Raw genomic sequence first — 25,507 nt, 5'->3', positions numbered from 1 at the left:
ATATACCAAGTCGCGCAACAGGAAATTCGTGGAGTTCGACCCGTGGCCAAGCAACCGATGCTGAAATTTGTGCAGATCGAGCGTGACATGCCGGAAAAGCGTGCGGCCTCTGCGCGCAAAGAAGACTTTGACGAGATCTATGCCGAATTCGCGGCAGCCAAGGCTGCGGAACAGGCGAGCCGGTGCAGCCAGTGCGGCGTTCCCTATTGCCAGACGCATTGCCCGCTGCACAACAACATCCCCGACTGGCTGCGGCTGACCGCGATGGGACGGCTGGAAGAGGCGTACCAGACCAGTCAGGCGACCAACACCTTTCCCGAGATCTGTGGCCGCATCTGCCCGCAGGACAGGTTGTGCGAAGGCAACTGCGTGATCGAACAGTCGGGCCACGGCACGGTGACCATTGGCGCGGTCGAGAAGTACATTACCGATACCGCCTGGGACATGGGCTGGGTCAAGCCCGCGTCGCCGGTGGCGGAGCGCAGCGAAAGCGTGGGCATCATCGGGGCGGGCCCCGGCGGGCTGGCGGCCGCCGACATGCTGCGGCAGGCCGGTGTTCAGGTCACGGTCTATGACCGTTACGACAGGGCTGGCGGGCTGCTGATGTACGGCATTCCGGGCTTCAAGCTGGAAAAGGACATAGTGGAGCGCCGCAACCGTTTGCTGGCCGATGGCGGGGTTCGGTTCGAGCTGAACTGTGACGTGGACGCGGCCAAGTTCGGCGAGATCCGCGCCGCCCATGACGCGGTGATCATCGCGACCGGTGTCTACAAGTCGCGCGACCTGTCGATGCCCGGCAGCGATCTGCCCGGAATCGAGAAGGCGATCGACTATCTGTCAGCCTCGAACCGCAAGAGCTTTGGTGACGAGGTTGCCGATTTCGACAATGGCCGCCTGAATGCAGAGGGCAAGCGGGTGGTGGTGATCGGCGGCGGCGACACCGCGATGGACTGTGTGCGCACCGCGATCCGGCAGGGCGCCGTCAGCGTCAAATGCCTGTATCGCCGCGACCGGGCCAACATGCCGGGCAGCCAGCGCGAAACCCAGAATGCCGAGGAAGAAGGCGTGATCTTTGAATGGCTGTCCGCCCCGATCGGATTTACCGGCCAGGACAGGGTGAATGGCGTCACGGTGCAGAAGATGCGCCTGGGACAGCCGGACGCCAGCGGTCGCCAGTCGCCCGAGGTGATCGAAGGCGCGGACTATGTCGAAGAGGCCGACCTGGTGATCAAGGCGCTGGGTTTCGAGCCCGAGGACCTGCCGGCGTTGTTTGGCCAGCCCGATCTGCCGGTCACCCGCTGGGGCACGGTCAAGGCGGCCTTCCGCACCGGCGCCACCGAGATGGAGGGCGTCTATGCCGTTGGTGACATCGTGCGCGGCGCCTCGCTGGTGGTCTGGGCGATCCGCGACGGGCGCGACTGCGCCGAAGCGATTCTGGAGGGCTTTGGCGCCAGGACCGCCATGGCGGCAGAGTAAGGCTCAAAGACAGGAAACGAAGCGACCCTTTCACGTCCCGACGGCAGCGAGGCACCCAATGACGGAACTCCACGGACAATGCATGTGTGGCGCGGTAACCGTCAGCGCGACCGCGACACGGGATGCACTGAGCGCCTGTCATTGCGACATGTGCCGGCGCTGGACCAGTTCGATGCTGATCACCTTTCAGGCCGAACCCGGATATGCCGCCTTGGGTCCGATACAGGTCTATCAGTCCTCGGACTGGGCCGAACGGGCGTTCTGCGGCCAGTGCGGTTCGGCGCTGTGGTACAGGATTACTGCCCCTGGGCAGATGCACGGACAGACCCATATGGCGGCCGGTCTGTTCGAAAACGCGGGCGGCAACGCCCTGAAACTGGAACTTTACATCGACAAGAAGCCCGAGGGCTACGCGTTCGCGGACGAACGCCGGCAGATGACCCAAGCCGAGGTCGAAGCCATGTATGCCCCCTCTGAGCAAGGAGACAGCCAATGACCAAGTATGATGCCGATTGGGTGCGGGCCGAAGAAGCCAAGCGCAAGTGGATGGCCGAAAACGGCCTGTATTCCGAAGAGGAAGAGCATTCTTCATGCGGGGTTGGACTGGTCGTCTCGGTCAACGGCAAGAAAAGCCGCAAAGTCGTCGAGGCCGGGATCAACGCGCTCAAGGCCGTGTGGCACCGCGGCGCGGTCGATGCCGACGGCAAGACCGGCGACGGCGCGGGGATCCATGTGCAGATTCCTGTTCCCTTCTTTTATGACCAGATCCGCCGCACCGGGCACGAGCCGCGTCTGGACCAGTTGATCGCGGTTGGCCAGGTGTTCCTGCCGCGCACCGATTTCGGCGCGCAGGAGCGGTGCCGGACCATCGTCGAGTCCGAAGTGCTGCGCATGGGCTATTACATCTATGGCTGGCGCCACGTGCCGGTGGATGTGACCTGCCTGGGCGACAAGGCGAACGCAACCCGCCCCGAGATCGAGCAGATCCTGATCTCGAACTCCAAGGGCGTCGATGAAGAGACCTTCGAGCGCGAGCTCTATGTCATCCGCCGCCGCATCGAGAAGGCGGCGATTGCGGCCGGTATCTCGGGCCTGTACCTCGCCTCGCTCAGCTGCCGGTCGATCATCTACAAGGGGATGATGCTGGCCGAGCAGGTGGCGGTGTTCTATCCCGACCTGATGGACGAGCGGTTCGAATCCTCGTTCGCGATCTATCACCAGCGTTATTCCACCAACACCTTCCCGCAATGGTGGCTGGCGCAGCCGTTCCGCATGCTGGCCCATAACGGCGAGATCAACACGCTGAAGGGCAACCTGAACTGGATGAAGAGCCACGAGATCCGCATGGCGAGCTCGTATTTCGACGAGATGGCCGAGGACATCAAGCCGATCGTGCCGGGTGGATCGTCGGATTCGGCGGCGCTGGACGCGGTGTTCGAGGTGCTGGTGCGCGCCGGGCGCAACGCGCCCATGGCCAAGACGATGCTGGTACCCGAGAGCTGGTCCAAGCAGGCGGTGGAACTGCCGCAGGCCTGGGTCGACATGTATTCCTATTGCAACTCGGTCATCGAGCCCTGGGACGGCCCGGCCGCACTGGCGATGACGGATGGCCGCTGGGTCTGTGGCGGGCTTGACCGCAACGGGCTGCGTCCGATGCGATATGTGGTCACCGGCGACGGCCTGCTGATCGCAGGATCCGAGGCGGGTATGGTGCCCACCGACGAGGCAACCGTGGTGGAAAAAGGCGCGCTGGGTCCGGGGCAGATGATCGCCGTCGATATGGCCGAGGGCAAGCTTTACCACGACCGCGAGTTGAAGGACAAACTAGCAGGTTCGCGCCCGTTCGGCGACTGGGTCGGCAAGATCAACAATCTCGAAGACCAGCTTGGTGATGTCGAAGAGAAGCCGCTGTTCGCCGGCGAGGAACTGCGCAAGCGGCAGATCGCGGCCGGTTACACCATCGAGGAACTGGAGCAGATTCTTGCGCCCATGGCCGAGGACGGCAAGGAGGCGCTGGCCTCGATGGGTGACGACACGCCCGCCGCGGTGCTGTCGAAACAATACCGCCCGCTCAGCCATTTCTTCCGCCAGAACTTCAGCCAGGTGACCAACCCGCCGATCGACAGCCTGCGCGAATATCGGGTGATGAGCCTGAAGACACGCTTCGGCAACCTCAAGAACGTGCTCGACGAGGACAGCAGCCAGACCGAGATCATCGTGGCCGAGAGCCCCTTTGTCGGCAACGCGCAGTGGGAGACGCTGAAGAAGAACTTCAACGCGCCGCTGGTGGAGATCGACTGTAGCTTCGACCAGGGGTCGGGTGCGCTGGGCACGGCCTTGGCGCGCATTCGCGCCGAAGCCGAAGAGGCGGTGCGTTCCGGTGCCGGGCACATCTTGCTGACCGATCACCTTTCGGGTCCGGGCAAGGTGGCGATGCCGATGATCCTGGCCACCAGCGCGGTGCACAGCCACCTGACACGCAAGGGCCTGCGGACCTTCTGCTCGCTCAACGTGCGTTCGGCGGAATGTATCGACCCGCATTATTTCGCGGTGCTGATCGGGTGCGGCGCAACCGTCGTCAACGCCTATCTGGCTGAGGATTCGATTGCCGACCGCATCAACCGCGGCCTGCTCGAAGGCACGCTGACCGAGAATATCGCCCGCTATCGCGAGGCGATCGACCAGGGCCTGCTCAAGATCATGGCCAAGATGGGTATCTCGGTCGTGTCGTCCTATCGCGGCGGTCTGAATTTCGAGGCGGTGGGCCTGAGCCGCGCCATGGTGGCCGAGTATTTCCCCGGCATGACCAGCCGCATCTCGGGCATCGGGATCAAAGGAATCCAGGCAAAGGCCGAGGAAATTCATGCCAAGGGCTGGGACAGCGGGCTGGACGTGCTGCCCATCGGCGGGTTCTACAAGGCGCGCAAGTCAGGCGAGACCCACGCCTGGGACGCGACGACCATGCACATGATGCAGATGGCCTGCAATCGCGCGTCCTATGAGCTGTGGAAGCAGTATTCGGCCAAGTTGCAGAGCAATCCGCCGATCCACCTGCGCGACCTTCTGGACATCAAGCCGCTGGGCAAGCCGGTGCCGATCGAAGAGGTGGAAAGCATCACCTCGATCCGCAAGCGCTTTGTCACGCCGGGCATGTCGCTGGGCGCGCTCAGCCCCGAGGCGCACAAGACGCTGAACGTCGCAATGAACCGGATCGGCGCGAAGTCCGACAGCGGCGAGGGCGGCGAGGATCCGGCGCATTTCCTGCCCGAGCCCAATGGCGACAACCCGTCGGCCAAGATCAAGCAGGTGGCCAGCGGCCGGTTCGGAGTGACCGCCGAATACCTCAACCACTGTGAGGAGTTGGAGATCAAGGTGGCGCAGGGCGCCAAGCCCGGCGAGGGCGGCCAGTTGCCCGGCATGAAGGTCACCGACCTGATCGCGCGGCTGCGTCACTCGACCAAGGGCGTGACGCTGATCAGCCCGCCGCCGCACCACGACATCTATTCGATCGAGGATCTGGCGCAGCTGATCTATGACCTCAAGCAGATCAACCCGCGCGCCAAGGTGACGGTGAAGCTGGTGGCCTCGTCCGGGGTTGGCACCATCGCGGCCGGCGTGGCCAAGGCCAAGGCCGACATCATCCTGATCTCGGGCCATAACGGCGGTACCGGGGCGTCACCCGCGACCTCGATCAAATACGCGGGTCTGCCGTGGGAGATGGGCCTGACCGAAGCGCATCAGGTTCTGGCGATGAACAACCTGCGTGACCGGGTGACTCTGCGCACCGATGGCGGGCTCAGAACCGGGCGTGACATCGTCATGGCGGCGATGATGGGGGCCGAGGAATACGGCATCGGCACCGCCGCGCTGATCGCGATGGGCTGCATCATGGTGCGGCAGTGCCAGTCGAACACATGCCCCGTCGGGGTCTGCACCCAGGACGAGAGCCTGCGCGCCAAGTTCACCGGCAATGCCGAGAAGGTGGTGAACCTGATCACCTTCTACGCTCAGGAAGTGCGCGAGATCCTTGCCAGCATCGGTGCGCGGTCACTGGACGAAGTGATCGGGCGTGCCGACCTCTTGGCACAGGTGTCGCGTGGCTCGGCGCATCTGGACGACCTGGACCTCAACCCGCTGCTGATCACGGTCGATGGTGCGCAAAACATCGTCTACGACCGCAGCAAGCCGCGCAACGTGGTGCCTGACACGCTGGATGCCGAGATCGTGCGCGATGCCGCCCGGTTCCTGGAGGACGGCGAGAAGATGCAGCTGAGCTATTCGGTCCAGAACACGCATCGGACGGTCGGAACACGGGTTTCAAGCCATATCGTAAAGAAGTTCGGCATGCGCAACGCGCTGCAACATGATCACCTGCATATCAAGCTGCGCGGATCGGCCGGCCAATCGCTCGGCGCATTTGCGGCGCGTGGCCTCAAGCTGGAAGTGTCGGGCGACGCCAACGACTATGTGGGCAAGGGCCTGTCGGGTGGTACCATCGTGGTGCGCCAGCCGCAGATCAGCCCGCTGAAGGCCGACGAGAACACGATCATCGGCAATACCGTACTGTATGGTGCGACCGACGGGTATCTGTTCGCCGCAGGCCGCGCCGGAGAGCGGTTCGCCGTGCGCAACTCGGGTGCCAAGGTGGTGGTCGAAGGCTGCGGTTCCAACGGGTGCGAATACATGACCGGTGGTGTGGCGGTGATCCTCGGCGAGATCGGCGCGAACTTCGGCGCTGGCATGACCGGGGGCATGGCCTATCTCTATGACCCCGAAGGCAAGGCTCAGGTTCTGATGAACATGGAAACGCTGGTCACCTGCCCGGTGACGGTGGACCACTGGGAGACGCAACTGAAGGACCTGGTCGAGCGTCATGCGGAAGAGACCCGCAGCCGCAAGGCCGCCGACATCCTGCAGCACTGGGACACGGAAAAGGCGAACTTCCTTCAGGTCTGCCCCAAGGAAATGCTGAACAAGCTGAGCCATCCGCTGACCCAGGACGCGCTGGCAATGCCCGCCGAATAACGGGCAGGAGGCGGCCCTTTGCCGGGCCGCACCTTGGCACATACGATACGACCGGGCTGCCAGAACAGCCCGGTCATTTTCGTTTGTTCCCGGTGCCTTGGTTAACACTTTGTGAAATTGGCCACATTTCCGCCCCATTTTCACCTTAATCTGACCGGCGAGGCAGGCGCGCGCCTTGGCGTGCGGGCAACAGACCCGGAAAACCGGGCGGAGCAGAGAAATGGCGAATATCACGTTGACCGCGCAGAACGTGAACGGAGACCCGTTCGTTAATGGCGGAACGATCAATATCGTGAACAACTCTACGAGCGTTCTGACATTTGTCGATGTCGATACGCAGTTGAATGATCCGCTGTCAGGAGAATACGTTTCGTTTGACGGCGGGCTGACGCTGCTGAGCTATCAATACCTGGGTGTCGGAGACGTACGCGGTGACCCTGGTCAGTGTGCCTCCTTCATCAGGATCGATTTGGGTGACGGCAATTTCATGACCGTCGCCCTGGACATGAATGCCGATTTCGACGACCTGCCCGATCTCCAGAATGGCAACACCCAACTTACGATCGGCACGCTCGACACGACCTCGACAAACTGGTTTCCCGGTTTCGCCTGCTTTGCTGCGGGCACGTTCATCGAGGTCGAAGGCGGACCCGTCCCGGTTGAAACCTTGCGCCCGGGCGACATGGTCCGGACGCTGGACAACGGATTTCAGCCCCTTGCGCATCTAGCGCACACCACGGTTCGTGGTGAAGGGGCCCTGGCACCAGTAGTGTTCAAGGCGGGCGCCCTGGGAAATTTTCGCGATCTGGTGGTCAGCCAGCAGCATCGCATGTTGCTCTCGGGCTGGCAGACTGAACTTGTCTGTGGAGTACAAGAGGTTTTTGCCCCGGCCCAAATGCTGGTGAACGACACAACGATACGAATCGTGCCGCGCCACAAGGTTTCCTACTACCATCTGCTGTTCGCGCAGCATGAGATCGTGTTCTCCGAGGGCATCCCCACCGAAAGCTATTTCCCCGGCGCATTTCAATGCAACGACGCGACGTCGGGAGACGCGGAAACAGGTCTGTTTCCACATCTCGCGAATTTGAACCGACAAGGCTGGCAAACTGCCCGCAGGGTCGCCAAAACCTCCGAGGTCCGTTTATTGACCGCCGCTTGAGCGGGTTGCTTTGACCGTTTTGGTCGCAAGAGAACTGGGCTAATACTCGTCCATGGCCAAGCGGACAGCAAAATCCAGAAAGAAAAAGGCCCCCCAGGCCAGTATCATGAGCAGGATCAGCAAGCGCATCATGCGCTGGGCGGGTCTTGCCCTGCTTGCGGTCTTTGGCCTGCTTGTTTTACTTGTCCTGCTGTTCTCGTTCATCAATCCACCCGTGACCCATACCATCTGGAGCGAGTATCGGCGGCTGGGGGCGGTAGAACGGGACTGGGTATCTCTCGAAGACGTGGCACCGGTCATGGCGCGATCCGTTGTTGCTGCCGAGGACGCGAATTTCTGCCTGCATTGGGGATTTGACGTCAACGCGATCAGGGCCGCAATCGACGAAGGTGGGGGACGCGGCGCATCGACCATTTCACAGCAGGTGGTCAAGAATGTGTTCCTCTGGCAAGGACGCAGCTGGCCTCGCAAGGCGTTGGAAACCGGGATCACTCCGATGGTCGAACTGCTCTGGTCGAAACGGCGCATCATCGAGGTTTATCTGAACGTGGCCGAGATGGATGAAGGCGTTTTCGGAGTGGCCGCCGCGTCTCGGCATTACTTCGGAGTGGAACCGGACAAGTTGAGTCCGGTGCAGGCGGCACGGCTGGCCGCCGTGCTTCCCAACCCAAAGGAACGTTCGGCCTCCAGACCATCCGGTCGGTTGCAGAAACGAGCGGCCTCCATCATGGACGGAGCAGCGACCATCAAGGCGGACGGGCGCGCGGATTGTTTCGAATGAGCCTGGTCGGTATCAAGCCTGAATGTCAGGAAGCGCACCCTGTGATATTCAATGACGGGCAATCGCTTTGTCCCAAGCCGTAATAGGTTGGCATGCATATATCGGGTTGTTCATTCTCTGTCCGCATCCGGGCCAACCAGCGGATGCACTCATGTGCAACCGCGTCTCGCTTATGTGCGGCTGACCAGCGACGGTCTGCCCGAGGCGTGCAGGGGAACTTGCACTTGTACTGCCGGCAAGGCTATTGCTGACAGGCAAGATTTTTAATCATCCGGATCACCATGGCGCGCCTCTTTCACGTTCCCCTTTCTCCGTTCTGCCGCAAGGTGCGCCTGTCGCTGGCCGAAAAGAAGATCGAGGTCGAACTGGTCGAGGAACGCTATTGGGAAGCCGATCCGGATTTCCTGCGCCGCAATCCCGCCGGCAAGGTTCCGGTTCTGAAACTGGACGGGCGGATGCTGGCCGAGAGCGGGGCAATCTGCGAGTATATCGAGGAAACCCGCCCGGATCCCGCCCTGATGCCCAGGGATGCCGATGGACGTTACGAGGTGCGCCGGCTGGTAAGCTGGTTCGATGACAAGTTCCACAACGAGGTGACATCGAAACTGCTGTATGAGCGGGTGAACAAGAAGGTCACCGGTCAGGGCTATCCCGACAGCCGCAATGTCAAGGACGGGGCGCGGGCGATCAAGTATCACCTCGATTACATGGCCTGGCTGCTGGATCACCGCCGCTGGCTGGCGGGCGACCAGATGACCCTGGCCGATTTCGCCGCCGCCGCACATCTGTCGGCGCTCGACTATATCTCGGATGTGGACTGGAACCGCAGCCAGGTGGTCAAGGACTGGTATGCCAAGATCAAGTCGCGGCCATCGTTCCGGTCGATCCTGGCGGATCAGGTGCCCGGGTTCCGGCCGCCGCCGCATTATGCCGATCTCGACTTCTGATCGGGTTCGGGGGGGCGCTGCCCCCGTCGCCCGTGCCGGGCGACTCCCCCGGAGTATTTGGGACCAGAAAGAAGCATGAGCCGGGAGCTGAAACAGAAACTGGTTGCGATGGCCCTGCAGGAGGGTTTCGTGGCCTGCCGGATCTGCCGCCCCTGGGACGTGCCGGAGGTGCCCGCGCGGCTGGCGAGTTTTGTCGCCGCCGGGTATCACGGGCAGATGGGCTGGATGGCGGAGCGGATGGAATGGCGCGGCAACCCTGCTGCGCTGTGGCCCGAGGCGCGATCCGTGATCATGCTGGCGGAAAGCTATACTCCGCAGGAGGACCCGATGGCGGTCGTCGGCCGGCCGGACCGGGGCGCGATATCGGTCTATGCGCGCAACAGGGATTATCACGACCTGGTCAAGAAGCGCCTGAAACGGCTGGCACGCTGGCTGATCGCCGAGGCGGGCGGCGAGGTGAAGGTGTTCGTCGATACCGCCCCGGTTCCGGAAAAGCCGCTGGGACAGGCGGCCGGACTGGGCTGGCAGGGCAAACATACCAACCTGGTGAGCCGCGACTGGGGCAATTGGGCCTTTCTAGGGTCCGTTTTCACCACACTCGACCTGCCCGCGGATGAACCCGAGCGGGACAACTGCGGGTCGTGCCGCGCCTGCCTGGATGTCTGTCCGACCGGAGCCTTTCCGGCGCCCTACCGGCTGGATGCGCGGCGCTGCATTTCCTACCTGACGATCGAGCACAAGGGGCCGGTGGACGAGGAATTGCGGGAAAAGCTGGGGAACCGCATCTACGGCTGCGACGATTGCCTGGCCGTCTGCCCGTGGAACAAGTTCGCGGTCGCCGCCAGCGACCTGCGACATGCGGCGCGCGAGGAGCTGACCGCGCCGCGTCTGGCCGCGCTCGTGCAGCTGGACGATGCCGGGTTCCGCGCGATGTTTTCGGGCTCGCCGATCAAGCGTATCGGGCGCGACCGGTTCGTGCGGAACGTGCTTTACGCCATCGGCAATTCCGGGATGGCCGAATTGCTCCCGGCTGCGCAGGGGTTGACAGGCGATCCGGACGCTACCGTCGCCGATGCCGCACGCTGGGCGGTCGAGAAGCTGAAGCAAGTGCCGCAAACAGGCGGGACGTGTCGCTGAAAGCCGGTATTCAGGCCCGAGCCAACAGAATGGAGGACCCGGATGACACTGTCATTGGGCGTTGATACGGGCGGTACATACACGGATGCGGTGCTGATCCGCGACGAGCGCGAGGTGATCGCCTCGGCCAAGGCGCTGACCACCCGGTCGGATCTGGCGATCGGGGTCGGGCAGGCCATTCGGGCGGTGATGGATGAGGCCGGTGTGTCGGCCGGGCAGATCGGGCTAGCCTCCCTGTCGACCACGCTTGCCACCAATGCGCTGGTCGAAGGCCAGGGCGGCCGGGTGGCGCTGATCTATATCGGCTTCGCCGAAGGCGACCTGGACAAGCATGGCCTGCGCGACGCGTTGAAGGGCGATCCCGCGCTGGTCATATCGGGCGGGCACAGCCATGCGGGCAGCGAGGTCGCGCCGCTGGATCTGGCGGCGTTAGAAGCCTTTCTGGATTCAAACAAGGGAATTTCGGGTTTTGCTGTGGCCGCACAATTCGCGACGCGCAATCCGGCGCATGAACTGGAGGCCGCGCGTCTGATCGCCGAACGGACCACCGCGCCGGTCACGTGCTCGCACCAGTTGTCCGCCAAGCTCAATGGCCCGAAACGGGCGGTGACGGCGGTCTTGAACGCGCGCCTGATCGGGATGATCGACCGCCTGATCGGACGGGCGCAGGATACGCTGGCCGAGCTGGGGATCGATGCGCCGATGATGGTGGTGCGCGGCGACGGGGCGCTGATGAGCGCGGAACAGGCGCGGGAACGGCCGATCGAGACCATTCTCAGTGGCCCCGCGGCCTCGATCGTTGGCGCGCGCTGGCTGACCGGGGTCGAGAATGCGCTGGTCTCGGACATCGGCGGGACGACGACGGATGTGGCCCTGATCAAGGATGGGCGGCCCAAGATCGACCCCGCCGGCGCGCAGGTGGGCGGGTTCCGGACCATGGTCGAGGCAGTGGCGATGCGCACCCATGGCCTGGGCGGCGACAGCCAGGTGCATGTGGTCGCCGAGGGGTTGAAGGGCGGGGTCCTGCTTGGCCCGCGCCGGGTTCTGCCGGTGTCGCTGATCGCGACCGAGGCGGGCGCGCTGGTGCATGCCGTGCTGGATGAACAACTGCGGGCCACGACCGTGGGCGAGTACGATGTCCGCTTTGCCCGGCAGGTTCCCGGCGTGCCGACAGACGGGATCGGCCCGCGCGAAACGGTGCTGCTCGATCGCCTGGGGACGCAAGTCCTGCCGCTGTCGGCGCTGCTGCGGACCCGGATGGAACAGGGCGCCCTGACCCGGCTGGTCGACCGCGGCATCGTGCAGGTGTCCGGGATCACCCCGTCGGATGCCAGCCATGTACTGGGCCGGCTCGACGCCTGGGATGCCGCGGCCGCCCGCAAGGGACTGGAGCTGTTTGCCCGCAAACGCACGGGCAGCGGTGAGCGGCTGGCGGACGGGCCGGAGACATTGGCGCGGATGATCATCGACCAGCTGACCGAGCAGACGGCATTGACCCTGCTGGAGACCGCTTTTGCCGAAGACGGCACGGATTTCGGTCTGCCGCCCGAGCAACTGGCCCGGCATGTCCTGACCCAAAGGGGCCTTGCGGGACATCGCGGGTTGATCAGGCTCGATGCCGCCCTGGATGTCGATGTCGTGGGGCTGGGCGCCTCTGCGCCGAGTTACTACCCGACCGTCGGAGAGCGGTTGCACTGTGGCATGATCCTGCCGCAACACGCCGGCGTGGCGAATGCCATCGGCGCGGTTGTCGGGCGTGTGACCTTTCGCAAGTCCGGCACGGTCACGGCGCCGTCCGAAGGGCGCTACCGCGTGCATCTGGAAGAAGGTCCGCAGGATTTCGGATCGTCGGACGCGGCGTTGAAACTGCTGGAAGAGGTTCTGAGGGCCGAGGCCGTGGCAGAGGCGCGCGCGGCCGGGGCCGAGGACATCCGCGTACTGGTATCCCGGGATATCCGGCAGGTGCCGATCGAAGGGCGCGAAGTGTTCGTCGAGGCGACCGTCACTGTCGAAGCCAGCGGGCGGCCACGGGTGGCGCACGATTGATACGGGGCGCGCGGGGGGAAAGGCCGCGCGCCCCATCGCGTTTCAGGTTTCAGAACATTTCGGGAAACCCCTGCATCGCCAATGCAATACCGCGCGTGACATTGGCGATGCTGTCTGTTTCAGGTATTTCCCGACGGCTTTATTCAGCGGCATTCGACCGTTTCGGCAGCACCCAATCCCGGCGCGGGAAATGGCAGGTATAGCCATTGGGGTGCTTTTCCAGATAGTCCTGATGGTAATCCTCGGCCTCCCAGAAATCGCCCACGGGTTCCACCTCGGTCACGACCTTGCCGGGCCAGAGGCCAGAGGCGTCCACATCCGCGATCGTGTCGAGGGCGACGGCTTTCTGGGCCTCGTCCACGTAGTAGATCGCTGAACGATAGCTGGTGCCGATGTCGTTGCCCTGACGGCCCGGGGTGGTCGGGTCGTGGATCTGAAAGAAGAACTCCAGCAGCTCGCGATAGGTTATCCTTGCGGGATCGAACATGATCTCGATCCCTTCGGCATGGGTGCCGTGGTCGCGATAGGTGGCGTTGGCGACGTCGCCGCCGGTATAGCCCACGCGGGTGGACTGTACGCCGGGGAGCCTGCGGATCAGGTCCTGCATCCCCCAGAAACATCCCCCCGCCAGTACAGCGCGTTCAATGGTCATGCGATATCCTCCACCTGGTCGATATAGTCTCCGTAGCCTTCCGCTTCCATGTCGTCGCGGTGGACGAAGCGGAGCGAGGCCGAGTTGATGCAGTAGCGCAGCCCGCCCCGGTCGCGTGGTCCGTCCGGAAAGACATGGCCCAGATGGCTGTCGCCATGTTTCGAACGGACCTCGGTGCGGATCATGCCGTGAGTGCGGTCTTCGATCTCGGTCACGTGCGCCGGTTCGATCGGTTTGGTGAAGCTGGGCCAGCCGCAGCCGGATTCGTACTTGTCGGACGAGGCGAACAGCGGTTCGCCCGAAACGATGTCGACATAGATGCCCGGTTCCTTGTGGTGCAGGAGCTTGCCGGTACCGGGACGCTCGGTGCCGCTGCGCTGCGTCACGTAGAACTCTTCCGGCGTCAGGGCGGCAAGGGCTTCGGGCGATTTGGTGTAACGGGTCATGGAACCTCCGCTTAGGGTCTTGGGCACAGTATTTGAGATCGGATTGGCGAAAGCAAAGGGTTGTTTCATGTCGCTCGCGCAGACGTGCATTGATCCGGCGGTCCCTTTGATACGTAAACTTCAGGAAAGGAGAACCAAGATGTTTCGGATCGTTTTTCTGACCGTTCTTCTGCTTGTCGGCCATACCGTTCAGGCCGCGCCGCTCTCAGGTGTGTTCCCGTCCATCGACGGCGGTACCCTGTCCATGGAGGAATGGCGCGGGCGGCCGGTGCTGGTGGTCAACACCGCCTCGCAATGCGGGTTCACCGGCCAGTATGCCGGGCTGCAAACCTTGTGGGAGACCTACAAGGACAAGGGCCTGGTGGTGCTCGCCGTCCCTTCGGATGACTTCAACCAGGAACTGGCGACGGCGGCAGAGGTCAAGGAGTTCTGCGCGCTGAATTATGACCTGACCTTGCCGATGACAGATATTCTGCACGTGAAGGGAGCGCAGGCACATCCGTTCTACAAGGCGGTCAAGGCCGAAACCGGGTTCGAGCCGGGCTGGAACTTCAACAAGATCCTTGTTGGGCCGGACGGCACTGTTGCCGCGACATTCGGCTCGGCTGTCCGGCCGGAGTCCACCCGTATGCGTCGCGAGATCGAAGCGCTGTTGAATTAGGCCGGGCGCACCGCAGCCTGCCGGGAAAGCTGCACCGCGAGGATTCCGGCGGTTGTTACGGCAACACCGGCAAGATCAAGCGCACCCAGGCGCTCGCCCAGCAGGGCGGCAGCGATGGCGACGCCGAATACCGGATTGAGAAAGTGGAAGGTCGCGGCACGGATCGCGCCGATCCGGTTCAGCAGCAGCACCCAGACGAATGTTGCCGTCAGGCCGGGGATCAGCGTCGTATAAGCAAAGGCTAGCGCCAGCGGCAGCGTAGGGTTGATATACACGGTTTCGAAAACAGGGGTCGCGACGAACAGGATCGCCGATCCGACCAGCATCTGCAATCCGACGACCATCATGTAGTTGCCGCCCGATGTGGCTCCGCGCAGTGCCAATGTTGCCACGGCCAGCCCCAAAGCGCCCAGTCCGCACAGGAACACGCCGAACAGATCGACACCGGCGTTGATCCGTTCCCCCATGATCAGCGCCACGCCCAGGAAACCGGCCAGCAACCCGGCAATGCCCAGCGCGGGCAGACGCTCGCCCAGGAAAAGCCAACTGGCCAGGGCGACCAGCAGCGGCATGGTCGAGGCGATGATGGCGGCAAGCGATGCCTCGACCGTCTGCATCGCGTAGAAGTTCAGACCGAGGTACAGCGCGTTCTGGCAGATACCGAAAACGATGGTGGCCTTCCACTGGTTCCGGCTCAGGCGCCATGACTGGCCCATGGCCAGCGCGATCAGAACGCCGATCAGCCCCGAGATCAGGAACCGGCAGGCCAGCGAGAAGAGCGGCGAGGCATCCGCGACGATGATCCGGGCCGAGGTGAAGGCCGAGGACCACATGAAGGCAAAAGCCAGCCCCATCGCGACGGCACGCATGTCCATGATCTATTTACCCTTCGCTTCGGTCGGGCGGACAGTTTCCGAAAACGCCCCGGGGTGCAAGAGGCTATGCGACCGTTCCGACGAGATCGGAAACCGGCGGTGCCGAGGACAGCACCGGACGGCGGGCTTTCAGGTTGCGCCGCGCCTCCTCCGTCAGGCCGAGCCTGACAAGAACGTTCACATAAGCCAGTTCTAACAGGTCACGCTGGGCCCGGCTGCCACCCAGGCGTTCGTTCGTGGCCAGGACCTGAACAAGATCCGCAAGCGCGCCGGCCCAGTCCTGTCTGGCGATTGCGGCCCAGGCGCGGGCGACGGGGCGCACCATGTCGCCGGCAAATCCCGTCGCGGTCTCGGCGATATGGACCACCCTGTCGCCCTGACCCGCCATCGCATGTGCAAGGGCGGCATGCATGTCGGCAAAACTCTGGCCGGTCTCGGGAAAGAAGCGAGCGGCATAGTCGCTGATCGCGGTCCAGCGCATCGGGTCCACCGCGACCCCGGCCAGTTCGGCGCGATAGAGGATGGCGGCGGTATCGGTCAGCACGTTGATCGGCAGGCCCTTGGCGGCGCCGGGGCCGATGCTGCGATCCACCAGCGCCCACATCTCGGCCTCGTCGCCGTCATGCAGCGCCCAGAGCGCCTGGTGCCAGGACAGGTGCCCGTGCAGAACGGCGCGGTCGTCATAGCCACGCATCCAGTCGGCCAGATAGGTTCGGCCAGCGGCCATGTCGCCCGCCTCGTAAAGCGCATGGGCCTTGAAGTGCGAGCCGTTGGCGTTGTCCGGGTTGAGCGCCAGCGATTTCTCCATCAGCCGCAGCGAAGCGTCGACTTGCCCGGTTTCGCAGAGCGACAAGGCATGCATCGACATCATCCACCAGTCCTCGCCGTAATGGGGCAGCAGGGCCGATGTATAGGCGAGCAGCTCCGCCTCGCGCCCGACCTCGCCTGAAAAGCCGATCAGGCCGAAGATATTGGTGCAGAGCTGTGCGGCCATGGCGTCGCGCGGGTAGTCGCGAACATGCGCCAGCACCACCTGCCGCGCGGCCCTTGGTTGGCCGCCCAGCAAGAGATTCATGGCTTCGATGTGCTGTTGTTCGCGCGTGTCGGCATGTGGCGCAAGCTCGAGCGCCGTGGCGATCGCCGCCCTGACCCCCGGCATGTCGCCGGACATCATGCGCGCGCGAGCGAGGCCGGCATGGCCCAGGGAAAAACCGGGATCGGCTGCAACGGCATTCTCGAACTCGGAAACCGCGCCGAACTGGCCAGCCAGAAACAGCCTGACCGCCTGATCGTAGTGGTCGACAGCAGTGGTGCTGCCGGTCGAAAGCGGATTCCCGTATGCGTCGCGCAGGGTCATGTGTCTTCTCCCGAACGGTGCGTATCGGCGGCAGGCCGCCGCGGCATGTTGCCGGCACTATGCCGCGTCGGATAGCCGGGGCCAAACGATAGTTCCGTGACGCAGGCGCCAGACCGCAGCTATTTTCCTGCCATGGCGGCAACAGGCGGTTCGGCTTCCGACGGCAGCGGGCAGACATATCCCTGCGGGCCGACCCGCGCGGCAAGGTCATCGCGGGCGCGCTTGCGCAAGTCGGAATCAAGAATCGCGTCGACACCGGTCGCGGCCATGACGGCGGCGGCATGCGTCATGCCTTTCAGCGCCAGCGGGCTCTTGCCCTGGGCCACCATCTGCCACGAGTGGAACGGGGTGCCGATTGCATAAGTCGCGCCCCAGAGCTGAACCGTGGGGACCACCCAGCTGACATCGGCCACATCCGTGGACCCGGCAAGCGCCGGTACCGGCGTGCCCTCGGGCACCACGAAATCGGGCAGGGCAAGATCGGCGCGCGGGCGCATGCCGACGCTTTCATAGGCGGTGGCGATGTCCTCTTCGGTCATGGTCGCCTGGAACCGGGCGGCATAGGCGCGGTCCAGATCGTCGAACGGGGGCGGGCCCAGCAGGTCGAGATTGCGCTGCATTGCGGCGCAGAGCGGGTCGTTCGGGATCAGGTTTGACACGGCGGCCAGCACCTCGTCCTGCACCTCGGTCTCGGTCATCAGCGCAGCGCCTTGCGCCACCTTGCGCACCCGCGCGAGCAGTTTCAGCATCTCGGGCGCGGTCTTGTCCCGCACCACGTAGCGGACCTTGGTCTCGCCCTGCACCACATTGGGCGAGATCCCTCCGCCGTCGATGATCGCGTAATGGATGCGGGCGCTGTCGGGCATGTGTTCGCGCAGGTAGTTGACGCCGACGTTCATCAGTTCCATCGCATCGAGCGCGCTGCGCCCCAAGTGGGGCGAGGCGGCGGCATGCGAGGCGCGGCCGGTGAAGGAGAAATCGACGCGGGCATTGGCCAGCGAACTGCCCAGCATCACGGCCGGGATGGAATGCGGATGCCACGAGATGGCGATGTCGACATCGGCGAATGCGCCGTCGCGCACCATGAAGGTCTTGCCGGCGCCGCCCTCTTCGGCCGGGCAGCCATAGTAGCGCACGCGCCCCGGCGTGCCGGTGTCGCGCAACCAGTCGCGCACCGCGACCGCCGCCAGCATCGCGGCCGAGCCCAGCAGGTTGTGGCCGCAGCCATGGCCATTGGCGCCCTGTTCCATCGGTTTGCGCTCGACCAGATCGGCGATCTGGCTCAATCCGGCCAGCGCGTCGTATTCGCCGAGAAAGGCGATGACGGGCCCGCCTTCGCCGGCCTCACCCATGATCGCCGTCGGGATACCGGCGATGTTTTCGGTGACCGTGAACCCCTGCCGTTTCAACTCGGCCACATGGGCCGCCGCCGAGCGCGTCTCCGCATAGCAGGTTTCGGGCGTTGCCCATACGGCATTCGACAAGGCGTGCAGGTCGCCCTGCGCGCGATGGACATAGGACCATACTGGATGTTCGTTCATGGCGTTACTCCGGGTTACACCGCAACCCTGCGCCGGAAATCGGTTCAGGTAAACATGCCCTGTCCGAAAATGAAAAAAGGCCGCCTCGGGGGCGGCCTTGTGCTTGGGATTCGGCAGGGATCAGCCGTTGACGCTGTCCTTCAGGGCCTTGGCGATGGTCACCTTGACGACCTTGTCCGCTTCCTTGGTGAAGGATTCACCGGTGGCGGGATTGCGAACCTGACGCTCGGGACGCTCGCGGCAATAGATCTTGCCGACACCCGGCAGGGTCACGGCACCACCGCCTGCCACTTCGCGGGTGATCAGCGCGCCGATGGCGTCCAGCGCCATGCCGGCGGTTTTCTTGTCACTGCCCATTTCCTCGGCCAGTGCGGCGACGAGCTGAGTCTTGGTCATAGGCTTTGCCATTTCTTGGTCTCCTTTTTCGTGCCCGATCCATTGGGCCTCATCGCGGCAATCTAACTTTATCTTGTGATCAAACACAACGAATAGTAGCACCAGAAAACCCGAAAATAGGGGATTTTTGGCGTTTTTCACGCTCAGAGGAAGGCTGTTTCGTCGAAGGAACGCAGTTTTCGGCTGTGGAGCCGTTCCAAAGGCATTCCGCGCAGCGCCTCCATAGCCCGGATTCCGATGTGCAAGTGGCGGCTGACCTGGGTCGTATAGAAGGCGGAAGCCATTCCCGGCAGCTTGAGTTCACCATGCAGCGGTTTGTCGCTGACGCACAGCAAGGTGCCGTAGGGCACCCTGAACCGGTAGCCGTTGGCGGCGATGGTGGCGCTTTCCATGTCCAGCGCTATGGCCCGCGACTGGCTGAGCCGCTGGACCGGGCCGGACTGGTCGCGCAGTTCCCAGTTGCGATTGTCGATGGTGGCGACCGTGCCCGTGCGCATGATCCGTTTCAGGTCGTAGCCCGAAAGTCTTGTCACCTCGGCCACGGCCTGTTCCAGCGCGATCTGGATTTCGGCCAGCGCCGGGATCGGCACCCAGACCGGCAGATCGTCATCCAGCACATGGTCCTCGCGCAGATAGGCATGGGCCAGAACGAAGTCGCCCAGCGCCTGGGTATTGCGCAGCCCCGCGCAATGGCCGACCATCAGCCAAGCGTGCGGCCGCAGAACGGCAATGTGGTCCGTCGCCGTTTTTGCATTGGACGGGCCGACGCCGATGTTGACCAGGGTGATGCCAGAGCCATCCTCGCGTTTCAGGTGATAGCATGGCATCTGCGGCAGCTTGGCAGGCGTATCCAGCGGTGCATCCGGCGACGAGATCTCGATGTTTCCCGTGCTGACGAAACTGGTATAACCGCTGTCCGGATCGGCCAGTTGCGTTCGGGCATAGGCTTCGAATTCGGACACGTAAAACTGGTAGTTCGTGAACAGGACGTGGTTCTGGAAATGCTCGGGGTCCGTGGCGGTGTAATGCGCCAGCCGGGCAAGGGAGTAGTCTACCCGTTGCGCCGTGAACAGTGACAACGGGCCCGAGCCATCTTCGGACACATGGGTGCCGTTGACGATATCGTCATTGGTGGTGGCCAGGTCGGGCACGTCGAACACGTCGCGCAACGTGAAACCAGCAGCGCCTTCGTGCGGGACAATCAGGTCAGGCGTGTTCGCCACGGCGAAATGCAACGGGATCGGTGTGTTCGATGGACCGATCTGCACCGGCTGACCGTGATTGCGGATCAACAGGCCGATCTGCTGGGTCAGATAGGCGCGAAACAGATCGGGCCGGGTGACTGTCGTGGCATGGGTGCCGGGTTGCGAAACGTGACCAAAGCTGAGTCGGCTGTCGACCTGCGCATAAGAAGAATTCGTGAACCGTATTTCGGGGTAAAAGGCGCGGTAGCGGGTTCCCGGTTCGAACTTCTGCATCGCGCGTGCGAAGCTGTCGCCCAAAAATCCGGTTGCCTGTTCATACAACGCCTGCAAACGATCCACGGCGGCCTCGGCATTGGTGAACAGTTCGGCCTCGGGCATCTGAGGCGTGATCAAACGGGTCATGCAAGCGGCTCCAGCAGGTCGATCTTTTCAAAGGTGCGGACATCGACCAGGCCCAGGTCCGAGATGCGCAATTCGGGGATCACCACCAGCGCCAGCAGCGAATGCTGCATGTAGGCGTTGTTCAGCGTGCAGCCGCAGGCGACCATCGCCTCGACCATCTTCTGTGCCTTGGCGGCAACCTCGGCGGCGGGGCTGTCGGACATCAGACCGGCGATGGGCAGTTCCACAAGCGCCAGTTCCTGCCCGTCGCGCCAGATGGTGATGCCGCCGCCGACCTCGGCCAGCCGGTTCGCGGCCAGCGCCATCTGGTCGCGGTCGGTGCCCACCACGATCATGTGATGGCTGTCATGCGCCACGGTCGAGGCCATGGCCATCCGGCCCCTGTAGCCGAAGCCCGAGACAAAGGCGTTGGTGACGCCGCCGGTGGCGCGGTGGCGTTCCACCAGCGCGATCTGGCAGACATCGCCCTCGCCCTCGACCAGCCCGCCGATGATCGGCAGCTCCGCCTTGAGTGCCCTGGTGGGCGCCTGGTTTTCCACCACGCCGATCACATTGGCGCGCACCCGGTTGGCGCCGGTGGGGGCCTTGATCTCGAAATCGGTCGCGCTGAGCGTATGGCCCAGATGCACGGTGTTGCGGGCCGTGTCGGGCCAGTCGTAATGCGGACAGTCCACGATGATCCTGCCGTTTTCGGCCACCACCTGCCCGCGTGCGATCACCAGTTCGACGGGCAATTCGCGCAGGTCCGAGGTCAGGATCACATCGGCCCGGCGGCCCGGCGTGATGGAGCCCAGTTCGCGCTCCAGCCCGAAATGGGTGGCCGTGTTGATCGTGGCCATCTGCAGCGCCACCAGCGGGTCGCAGCCACAGGCGATGGCATGGCGCACCACCCGGTTCATATGCCCGTCGTTTACCAGCGTGGCCGAATGGCAATCGTCGGTACACAGGATGAAGTTGCGCGGGTCGAGCCCCTTTTCCGTCACCGCGGTGATCTGGGTTTCCACGTCATACCAGGCGCTGCCCAGCCGCATCATGCTGCGCATGCCCTGCCGCACCCGGGCGATGGCGTCCGCCTCGCAGGTGCCTTCGTGGTCGTCCGCAGGCCCGCCCGCTACATAGGCGGCAAAGGCCGGACCCAGGTCGGGCGAGGCGTAATGCCCGCCCACCGTCTTGCCCGCGCGCTGTGTGGCGGCAATCTCTGCCAGCATCTTGGGGTCGGCATTGGTGACGCCGGGAAAGTTCATCATCTCGCCCAGGCCGATGATGCCGGGCCAGGTCATCGCCTCGGCCACATCCTCGGGCGTGATCTCGTACCCTGTGGTTTCCAGACCCGGCGCCGAGGGCGCACAGGACGGCATCTGGGTAAAGATGTTGACGGGCTGCATCAGCGCCTCGTCATGCATCATCCGCACACCCGTGAGGCCCAACACATTGGCGATCTCGTGCGGGTCGGTGAACATGGTCGTGGTGCCATGCGGAATGACGGCGGCGGCGAATTCCGCCGGGGTCAGCATGCCGCTTTCGATATGCATGTGTCCATCGCACAGGCCCGGGATCATGTGACGTCCGTTCGCCTCGATGATCCGGGTGCCGGGGCCGATGCAGTGGCTGGCATCGGGACCGACAAAGGCGATCCGGCCTTCGGCGATGGCGATGGAGTGGTTCGGCAAGGTTTCGCGCGTGTGGACGTTGACCCAGATACCGTCACGGATGATCGTATCTGCCGGGGCGCGGCCTGCGGCCACGTCGATAAGTCGGGGGGCCACATCGGCCCAATCGGGGAAGGTCTTGTATTCCATGGCGCAGCTTTTCCGAAACCGGGGCCGGGTGCAAGCCCCGCAAAAATGGTTTCGCAAAAGCTTCATTCAACCCGGTTGACTTGCCATCAATCGCCATCAAGGTTTCCGGAATGGACTATGAAACGATAGATGCTGACGGTTTCGGCCGGTCCTTGCGCGGTATCGGCCTGAACCTGCTGGTGCGGGATGTTCCCGCCACCTGCGCCTTTTTGAAAGGCGTCTTCGACATGTCCTGTCACCGGATCACTGCGGATTTCGCCATCGTTAACTATGGCGATCAGGTGTTCCAGTTGCATCGCGACGGAACCTATCACTCCAATCCGTTGCTGGGTCTGCTGCCGGAAAACCCGCCGCGCGGCGCCGGTATCGAGATCAGGCTCTATGACAGCGATCCGGACAGGGCGTTTGAACGAGCCAAAGGATTGGGCGCCACTATATTGCAGGCGCCGACGGACAAGCCGCACGGTCTGCGCGAAGCCTATATCCTGTGTTCCGATGGCTATGCCTGGGTGCCCAGCCGACCCAAGGATACCGACTGACCGCAGCGCGCCACAGGCGCGCTGCCCGGCCCAACGGGAGGAGGTGTCGCGTCAGCGGCATCGACGACGGGCGGGAGGACTCCCTGATCCGGTCACCCAGTTTCCCGGGCAATCTCTTCCCGGATCCAGTCGGCAAAGGCCAAGGCTCCGGGGGTTTCCTCGGCCTGTGGCGAGAGAAGCAGGTAATAGGCTTCGGGCATCGCCGCCCGGTGCGAAAAGGGGGCGGCCAGCCGGCCCTGCCCGATCAGGCCGCGCGCGATGGTGTCATGCGCCAGACACAGCCCGCCCCCGGCCATCGCCACCGACAGGCCGACCATGTAGGTGGTGGCATGGGTGATCGGCGGATCGGGCCATGCCAGCCCCTGTTCCTCGGCCCAGGTCGCCCAGTTCGACAGCAGGTTGGAACAATCATAAAGCGGTTGTGCCGCCAGCGTCTCCAATGTCACCGGGTAATCGGGAGCGCAGACCGGATAGTAATGATCCGTGCGCAAGAGTTCGGTGCGCACCGTATCTGCGGGGCGCAGCGAATAGCGGATCTCGACCGCCGCGCCTTCGGCCATCTCGCGCGGCTCCCACAGTTCGGTGAAGATGTTCAGATGCACATCCGGATGCAGCGCACGAAACCGGGGCAAGCGTGGCCCCAGCCAGTTGACGGCAAAGGTGATGTTGCATTGCACCTGCACCGTGTTCTGCCGGTCGCCGGTCACCGCACGCGTGCCCCGGATCAGGGTGCGGAACGCCTCGCGCACCACCGGCAGATAGGTGATCCCGGCCTCGGTCAGTTCCAGCGCCCGGGGCCGACGGTGAAACAGCGGCTGGCCCAGATGTGTTTCAAGCGCCTTGATCTGCTGGCTGACAGCACTTTGCGTCATGTTCAGGTCGCGCGCCGCACCGGTGAACGACAGGTGGCGGGCGGCGGCCTCGAAGGTGCGCAACCAGCCCAGCGGGGGAAGGGGGTTCTGCATCCCATAACCTTGTCATAAGTATTTCTAATGTGAAACAGGCAAATTTTTCGTTGGTCAAACCTGACGTCAAAAGGCAGGTTTTGGGCGACCCGAATGCCACACGAGATCAGGAGCACACCCATGTCCGTCACCAGCCTGCGCCCCAATATCGACCATTGGCAGGACCGCGTCGATCTGGCCGCGTCCTTTCGCTGGATCGAGCGGCTGAACATGCACGAAGGGGTTGCCAATCATTTCAGCCTTGCGGTGAACCCAGAGGGCACCCGATTCCTGATGAACCCGAACCAGATGCATTTCGCGCGTATCCGGGCGTCGGATCTGCTCCTGCTCGACGCCAACGACCCCGCGACGATGGACCTGCCCGGCGCGCCCGATCCGACGGCCTGGGGTCTGCATGGTTCGATCCATCGCCGCTGTCCGCATGCGCGTTGCGTGATGCATGTGCATTCGATCTTTGCCACCGTGCTGGCGTCGCTCGCCGACAGCACCTTGCCACCCATCGACCAGAACACGGCGACCTTCTACAACCGCTATGTGATCGACGATGAATTCGGCGGGCTGGCCTTTGAAAGCGAGGGGGAACGCTGTGCCTCGATGCTGAGCGACCCGAAGAAGCGGGTGATGATCATGGGCAACCACGGCGTGCTGGTGATCGGCAGCGACGTGGGCGATACGCTGAATCGGCTCTACTACTTCGAGCGCGCCGCCGAGACCTACATCCGCGCCCTGCAAACGGGTCGCCCGCTGCGGATGCTGAGCGACGAGATCGCCGAAAAGACCGCGCAGGAACTCGACGACTATCCCGGTCAGGCCGAAGCGCATCTACGCGAGGTCAAGGCCGTTCTGGACGCCGAAGGGTCCACCTACGCAAGCTGAACATTTGCAAATCGCAACCTTCCCGAACCGGCCCAGTGGGGCCGGATGAAGGGGCTTGTCCAAACACGAGGCACGACCATGACGGATTTCAGTCAGGACGCCGAGGCGGCACGCTGGAATTATCGCCCTGAAAACCCCGTCGGGCTGAACCCGCTGTTCAGCTGGCCGCCGCGCCCGGCGGCGGTGCTGCGGTGGTATCGCGGGGCGTGGCTTCAGCTGACCTCGCTGACACTCTGTTTGGCGCTCGCCATAGCGACCTATGCCTGGTTCCTGCCACCGCTGGAGGCGATGCAAAGCTTCGCGCCCGGCTGGATGGTCCGGGTGTGGCTTTTGAACATGGTGCCGCAGATCCTGGTGGCGGGCGCGCTGCACTGGTGGCTTTACATGCGCAAGGGTCAGGGCATGTACAAGAAGTTCGACCGCCGCGATCTGACCCAGGACAACGGCACCTTCACCTTTCGCAACCAGGTCCGGGACAATATCTGGTGGACGCTGGGCAGCGCGATGACCGTCTGTACGGTCTATCAATGGCTGATCTACTGGGTCATGGCCAATGGCTGGGTCCCCACCGTGACCTGGGCTCAAGGACCAGTCTGGTTCGTGGTCTGGCTGTTCTTCATCCCGATGTGGTCGGGACTGCATTTCTACTGGGTGCACCGGCTGGAGCATCACCCGAAGCTCTACAAACACGTGCACGCGGTGCATCACCGCAACGTCAACATCGGGCCGTGGTCCGGGATCTCGAATCACTGGTACGAGAACATCCTCTATTTCACGACCTATTTCATCCACCTGGTGGTGCCGTCGCATCCCCTGCACCTGCTGTTCCATATCTACTTCCAGCAGGTCAGCCCGATCCTGTCGCATTCGGGGTTCGAGAAGATCAAGGCCGGCAAGACCGAAGCGGCCAAGACCGGCGACTTCTTTCATCAACTGCATCACCGGTATTTCGAGTGCAACTACGGCACCTCGGAAATCCCGTTCGACAAGTGGTTCGGCACCTTCCACGATGGCAGCGCCGAGGCAACCACGCGGACCCGTGCGTATAAAAAGCAGATGTATACCTGAACTCGCTCCACCGGTTTGGGAGGGCCGCCCGCTTGGGCGGACCTTCACGTTTTCGCCGGGGCAGGTGCTGGGTCTTTACCTTTGCCCTTCCCCTCTGTTACAGGCTATCGGCCCGGATCATCCGGGCGCCGGTCGCAGCCTACCCGGCTAA

Annotated in this window: 21 protein-coding genes; 12 read left to right on the top strand and 9 right to left on the bottom strand. The window is 63.5% G+C overall.

What is annotated here, in order from left to right; all coding sequences use genetic code 11:
* Positions 1-42 precede the first annotated feature (42 nt).
* From BLT75_RS19505 to BLT75_RS19470, 8 genes are all read left to right on the top strand, one after another.
* Positions 43-1,476 (top strand): NAD(P)-dependent oxidoreductase, encoded by a 1,434-nt coding sequence (locus BLT75_RS19505; RefSeq protein ID WP_093035923.1) that lies wholly within the window; start codon positions 43-45, stop codon positions 1,474-1,476.
* Between the two features lie 58 nt (positions 1,477-1,534).
* A complete protein-coding gene (locus tag BLT75_RS19500; protein WP_093035920.1) occupies positions 1,535-1,972 on the top strand; it encodes a GFA family protein in 438 nt (145 codons plus the stop codon).
* Positions 1,969-6,501: a glutamate synthase large subunit gene (gltB, locus tag BLT75_RS19495; protein ID WP_093035917.1), complete on the top strand. Its 4,533-nt coding sequence runs from the start codon at positions 1,969-1,971 to the stop codon at positions 6,499-6,501. Before BLT75_RS19500 ends, gltB begins: the two co-directional genes overlap by 4 nt.
* A gap of 220 nt (positions 6,502-6,721) precedes the next feature.
* Positions 6,722-7,663, top strand: a complete 942-nt coding sequence (locus BLT75_RS19490; protein WP_093035915.1) for a Hint domain-containing protein — start codon at positions 6,722-6,724, stop codon at positions 7,661-7,663.
* 106 nt (positions 7,664-7,769) lie between these two features.
* The gene (gene mtgA / locus BLT75_RS19485; protein WP_245706588.1) at positions 7,770-8,444 is read left to right on the top strand and encodes a monofunctional biosynthetic peptidoglycan transglycosylase; all 675 of its coding nucleotides are present in this window, start codon (positions 7,770-7,772) and stop codon (positions 8,442-8,444) included.
* Positions 8,445-8,725: 281 nt separating this feature from the next.
* Entirely contained in the window at positions 8,726-9,391 is a 666-nt protein-coding gene (gene fzlA, locus BLT75_RS19480; RefSeq protein WP_093035909.1) for an FtsZ-binding protein FzlA, read from the top strand.
* Positions 9,392-9,466: 75 nt separating this feature from the next.
* The gene (gene queG / locus BLT75_RS19475; RefSeq protein ID WP_093035906.1) at positions 9,467-10,528 is read left to right on the top strand and encodes a tRNA epoxyqueuosine(34) reductase QueG; all 1,062 of its coding nucleotides are present in this window, start codon (positions 9,467-9,469) and stop codon (positions 10,526-10,528) included.
* Positions 10,529-10,570: 42 nt separating this feature from the next.
* Positions 10,571-12,574, top strand: coding sequence for a hydantoinase/oxoprolinase N-terminal domain-containing protein (locus BLT75_RS19470; RefSeq protein ID WP_093035903.1), 2,004 nt, complete (start codon positions 10,571-10,573; stop codon positions 12,572-12,574).
* Positions 12,575-12,713: 139 nt separating this feature from the next.
* Here the strand turns inward: BLT75_RS19470 and msrA are convergent, their stop codons facing one another.
* Complete coding sequence (gene msrA, locus BLT75_RS19465) at positions 12,714-13,226, bottom strand: peptide-methionine (S)-S-oxide reductase MsrA (protein ID WP_093035900.1); 513 nt, start codon at positions 13,224-13,226, stop codon at positions 12,714-12,716.
* Complete coding sequence (gene msrB / locus BLT75_RS19460; RefSeq protein WP_093036082.1) at positions 13,223-13,672, bottom strand: peptide-methionine (R)-S-oxide reductase MsrB; 450 nt, start codon at positions 13,670-13,672, stop codon at positions 13,223-13,225. The genes msrA and msrB overlap by 4 nt, the downstream gene beginning before the upstream one ends.
* 139 nt (positions 13,673-13,811) lie before the next feature.
* On the opposite strand from msrB, the gene BLT75_RS19455 reads away from it, so the two are divergent.
* On the top strand, positions 13,812-14,333 hold the full coding sequence (locus tag BLT75_RS19455; protein WP_093035896.1) for a glutathione peroxidase: 522 nt from the start codon (positions 13,812-13,814) through the stop codon (positions 14,331-14,333).
* On the opposite strand, the gene BLT75_RS19450 is transcribed toward BLT75_RS19455, so the two are convergent.
* The 6 genes from BLT75_RS19450 to ade all read right to left on the bottom strand — a co-directional run bounded on the left by BLT75_RS19450 (position 14,330) and on the right by ade (position 21,908).
* A complete protein-coding gene (locus BLT75_RS19450) occupies positions 14,330-15,208 on the bottom strand; it encodes a DMT family transporter (protein WP_093035893.1) in 879 nt (292 codons plus the stop codon). The genes BLT75_RS19455 and BLT75_RS19450 overlap by 4 nt on opposite strands.
* A gap of 64 nt (positions 15,209-15,272) precedes the next feature.
* Complete coding sequence (locus BLT75_RS19445; RefSeq protein WP_093035890.1) at positions 15,273-16,565, bottom strand: tetratricopeptide repeat protein; 1,293 nt, start codon at positions 16,563-16,565, stop codon at positions 15,273-15,275.
* A gap of 119 nt (positions 16,566-16,684) precedes the next feature.
* Complete coding sequence (locus BLT75_RS19440) at positions 16,685-18,106, bottom strand: M20 family metallopeptidase (protein ID WP_093035887.1); 1,422 nt, start codon at positions 18,104-18,106, stop codon at positions 16,685-16,687.
* Positions 18,107-18,226: 120 nt separating this feature from the next.
* Positions 18,227-18,514, bottom strand: coding sequence for an HU family DNA-binding protein (locus BLT75_RS19435; RefSeq protein WP_093036079.1), 288 nt, complete (start codon positions 18,512-18,514; stop codon positions 18,227-18,229).
* Between the two features lie 131 nt (positions 18,515-18,645).
* Entirely contained in the window at positions 18,646-20,109 is a 1,464-nt protein-coding gene (locus tag BLT75_RS19430; RefSeq protein ID WP_093035884.1) for an AMP nucleosidase, read from the bottom strand.
* On the bottom strand, positions 20,106-21,908 hold the full coding sequence (ade, locus tag BLT75_RS19425) for an adenine deaminase (RefSeq protein WP_093035881.1): 1,803 nt from the start codon (positions 21,906-21,908) through the stop codon (positions 20,106-20,108). The genes BLT75_RS19430 and ade overlap by 4 nt, the downstream gene beginning before the upstream one ends.
* Before the next feature lie 110 nt (positions 21,909-22,018).
* Here ade and BLT75_RS19420 point away from each other — a divergent pair, with 110 nt between their 5' ends.
* Positions 22,019-22,447, top strand: coding sequence for a VOC family protein (locus BLT75_RS19420; protein ID WP_093035878.1), 429 nt, complete (start codon positions 22,019-22,021; stop codon positions 22,445-22,447).
* Between the two features lie 92 nt (positions 22,448-22,539).
* Here the strand turns inward: BLT75_RS19420 and BLT75_RS19415 are convergent, their stop codons facing one another.
* Positions 22,540-23,412: a LysR family transcriptional regulator gene (locus BLT75_RS19415; protein WP_093035875.1), complete on the bottom strand. Its 873-nt coding sequence runs from the start codon at positions 23,410-23,412 to the stop codon at positions 22,540-22,542.
* A gap of 120 nt (positions 23,413-23,532) precedes the next feature.
* Here BLT75_RS19415 and BLT75_RS19410 point away from each other — a divergent pair, with 120 nt between their 5' ends.
* Together BLT75_RS19410 and BLT75_RS19405 are read left to right on the top strand one after the other, a co-directional pair.
* Positions 23,533-24,288, top strand: coding sequence for a class II aldolase and adducin N-terminal domain-containing protein (locus BLT75_RS19410; protein ID WP_093035872.1), 756 nt, complete (start codon positions 23,533-23,535; stop codon positions 24,286-24,288).
* A gap of 78 nt (positions 24,289-24,366) precedes the next feature.
* Positions 24,367-25,356: a sterol desaturase family protein gene (locus BLT75_RS19405; protein WP_093036076.1), complete on the top strand. Its 990-nt coding sequence runs from the start codon at positions 24,367-24,369 to the stop codon at positions 25,354-25,356.
* The last annotated feature ends 151 nt before the right edge of the window (positions 25,357-25,507 follow it).

This window comes from Ruegeria marina, assembly GCF_900101475.1.
GTDB lineage: Bacteria > Pseudomonadota > Alphaproteobacteria > Rhodobacterales > Rhodobacteraceae > Ruegeria_B > Ruegeria_B marina.
Note: the sequence above shows the minus strand (reverse complement) of the source record. Positions and strands in the feature narration are given on the sequence as shown.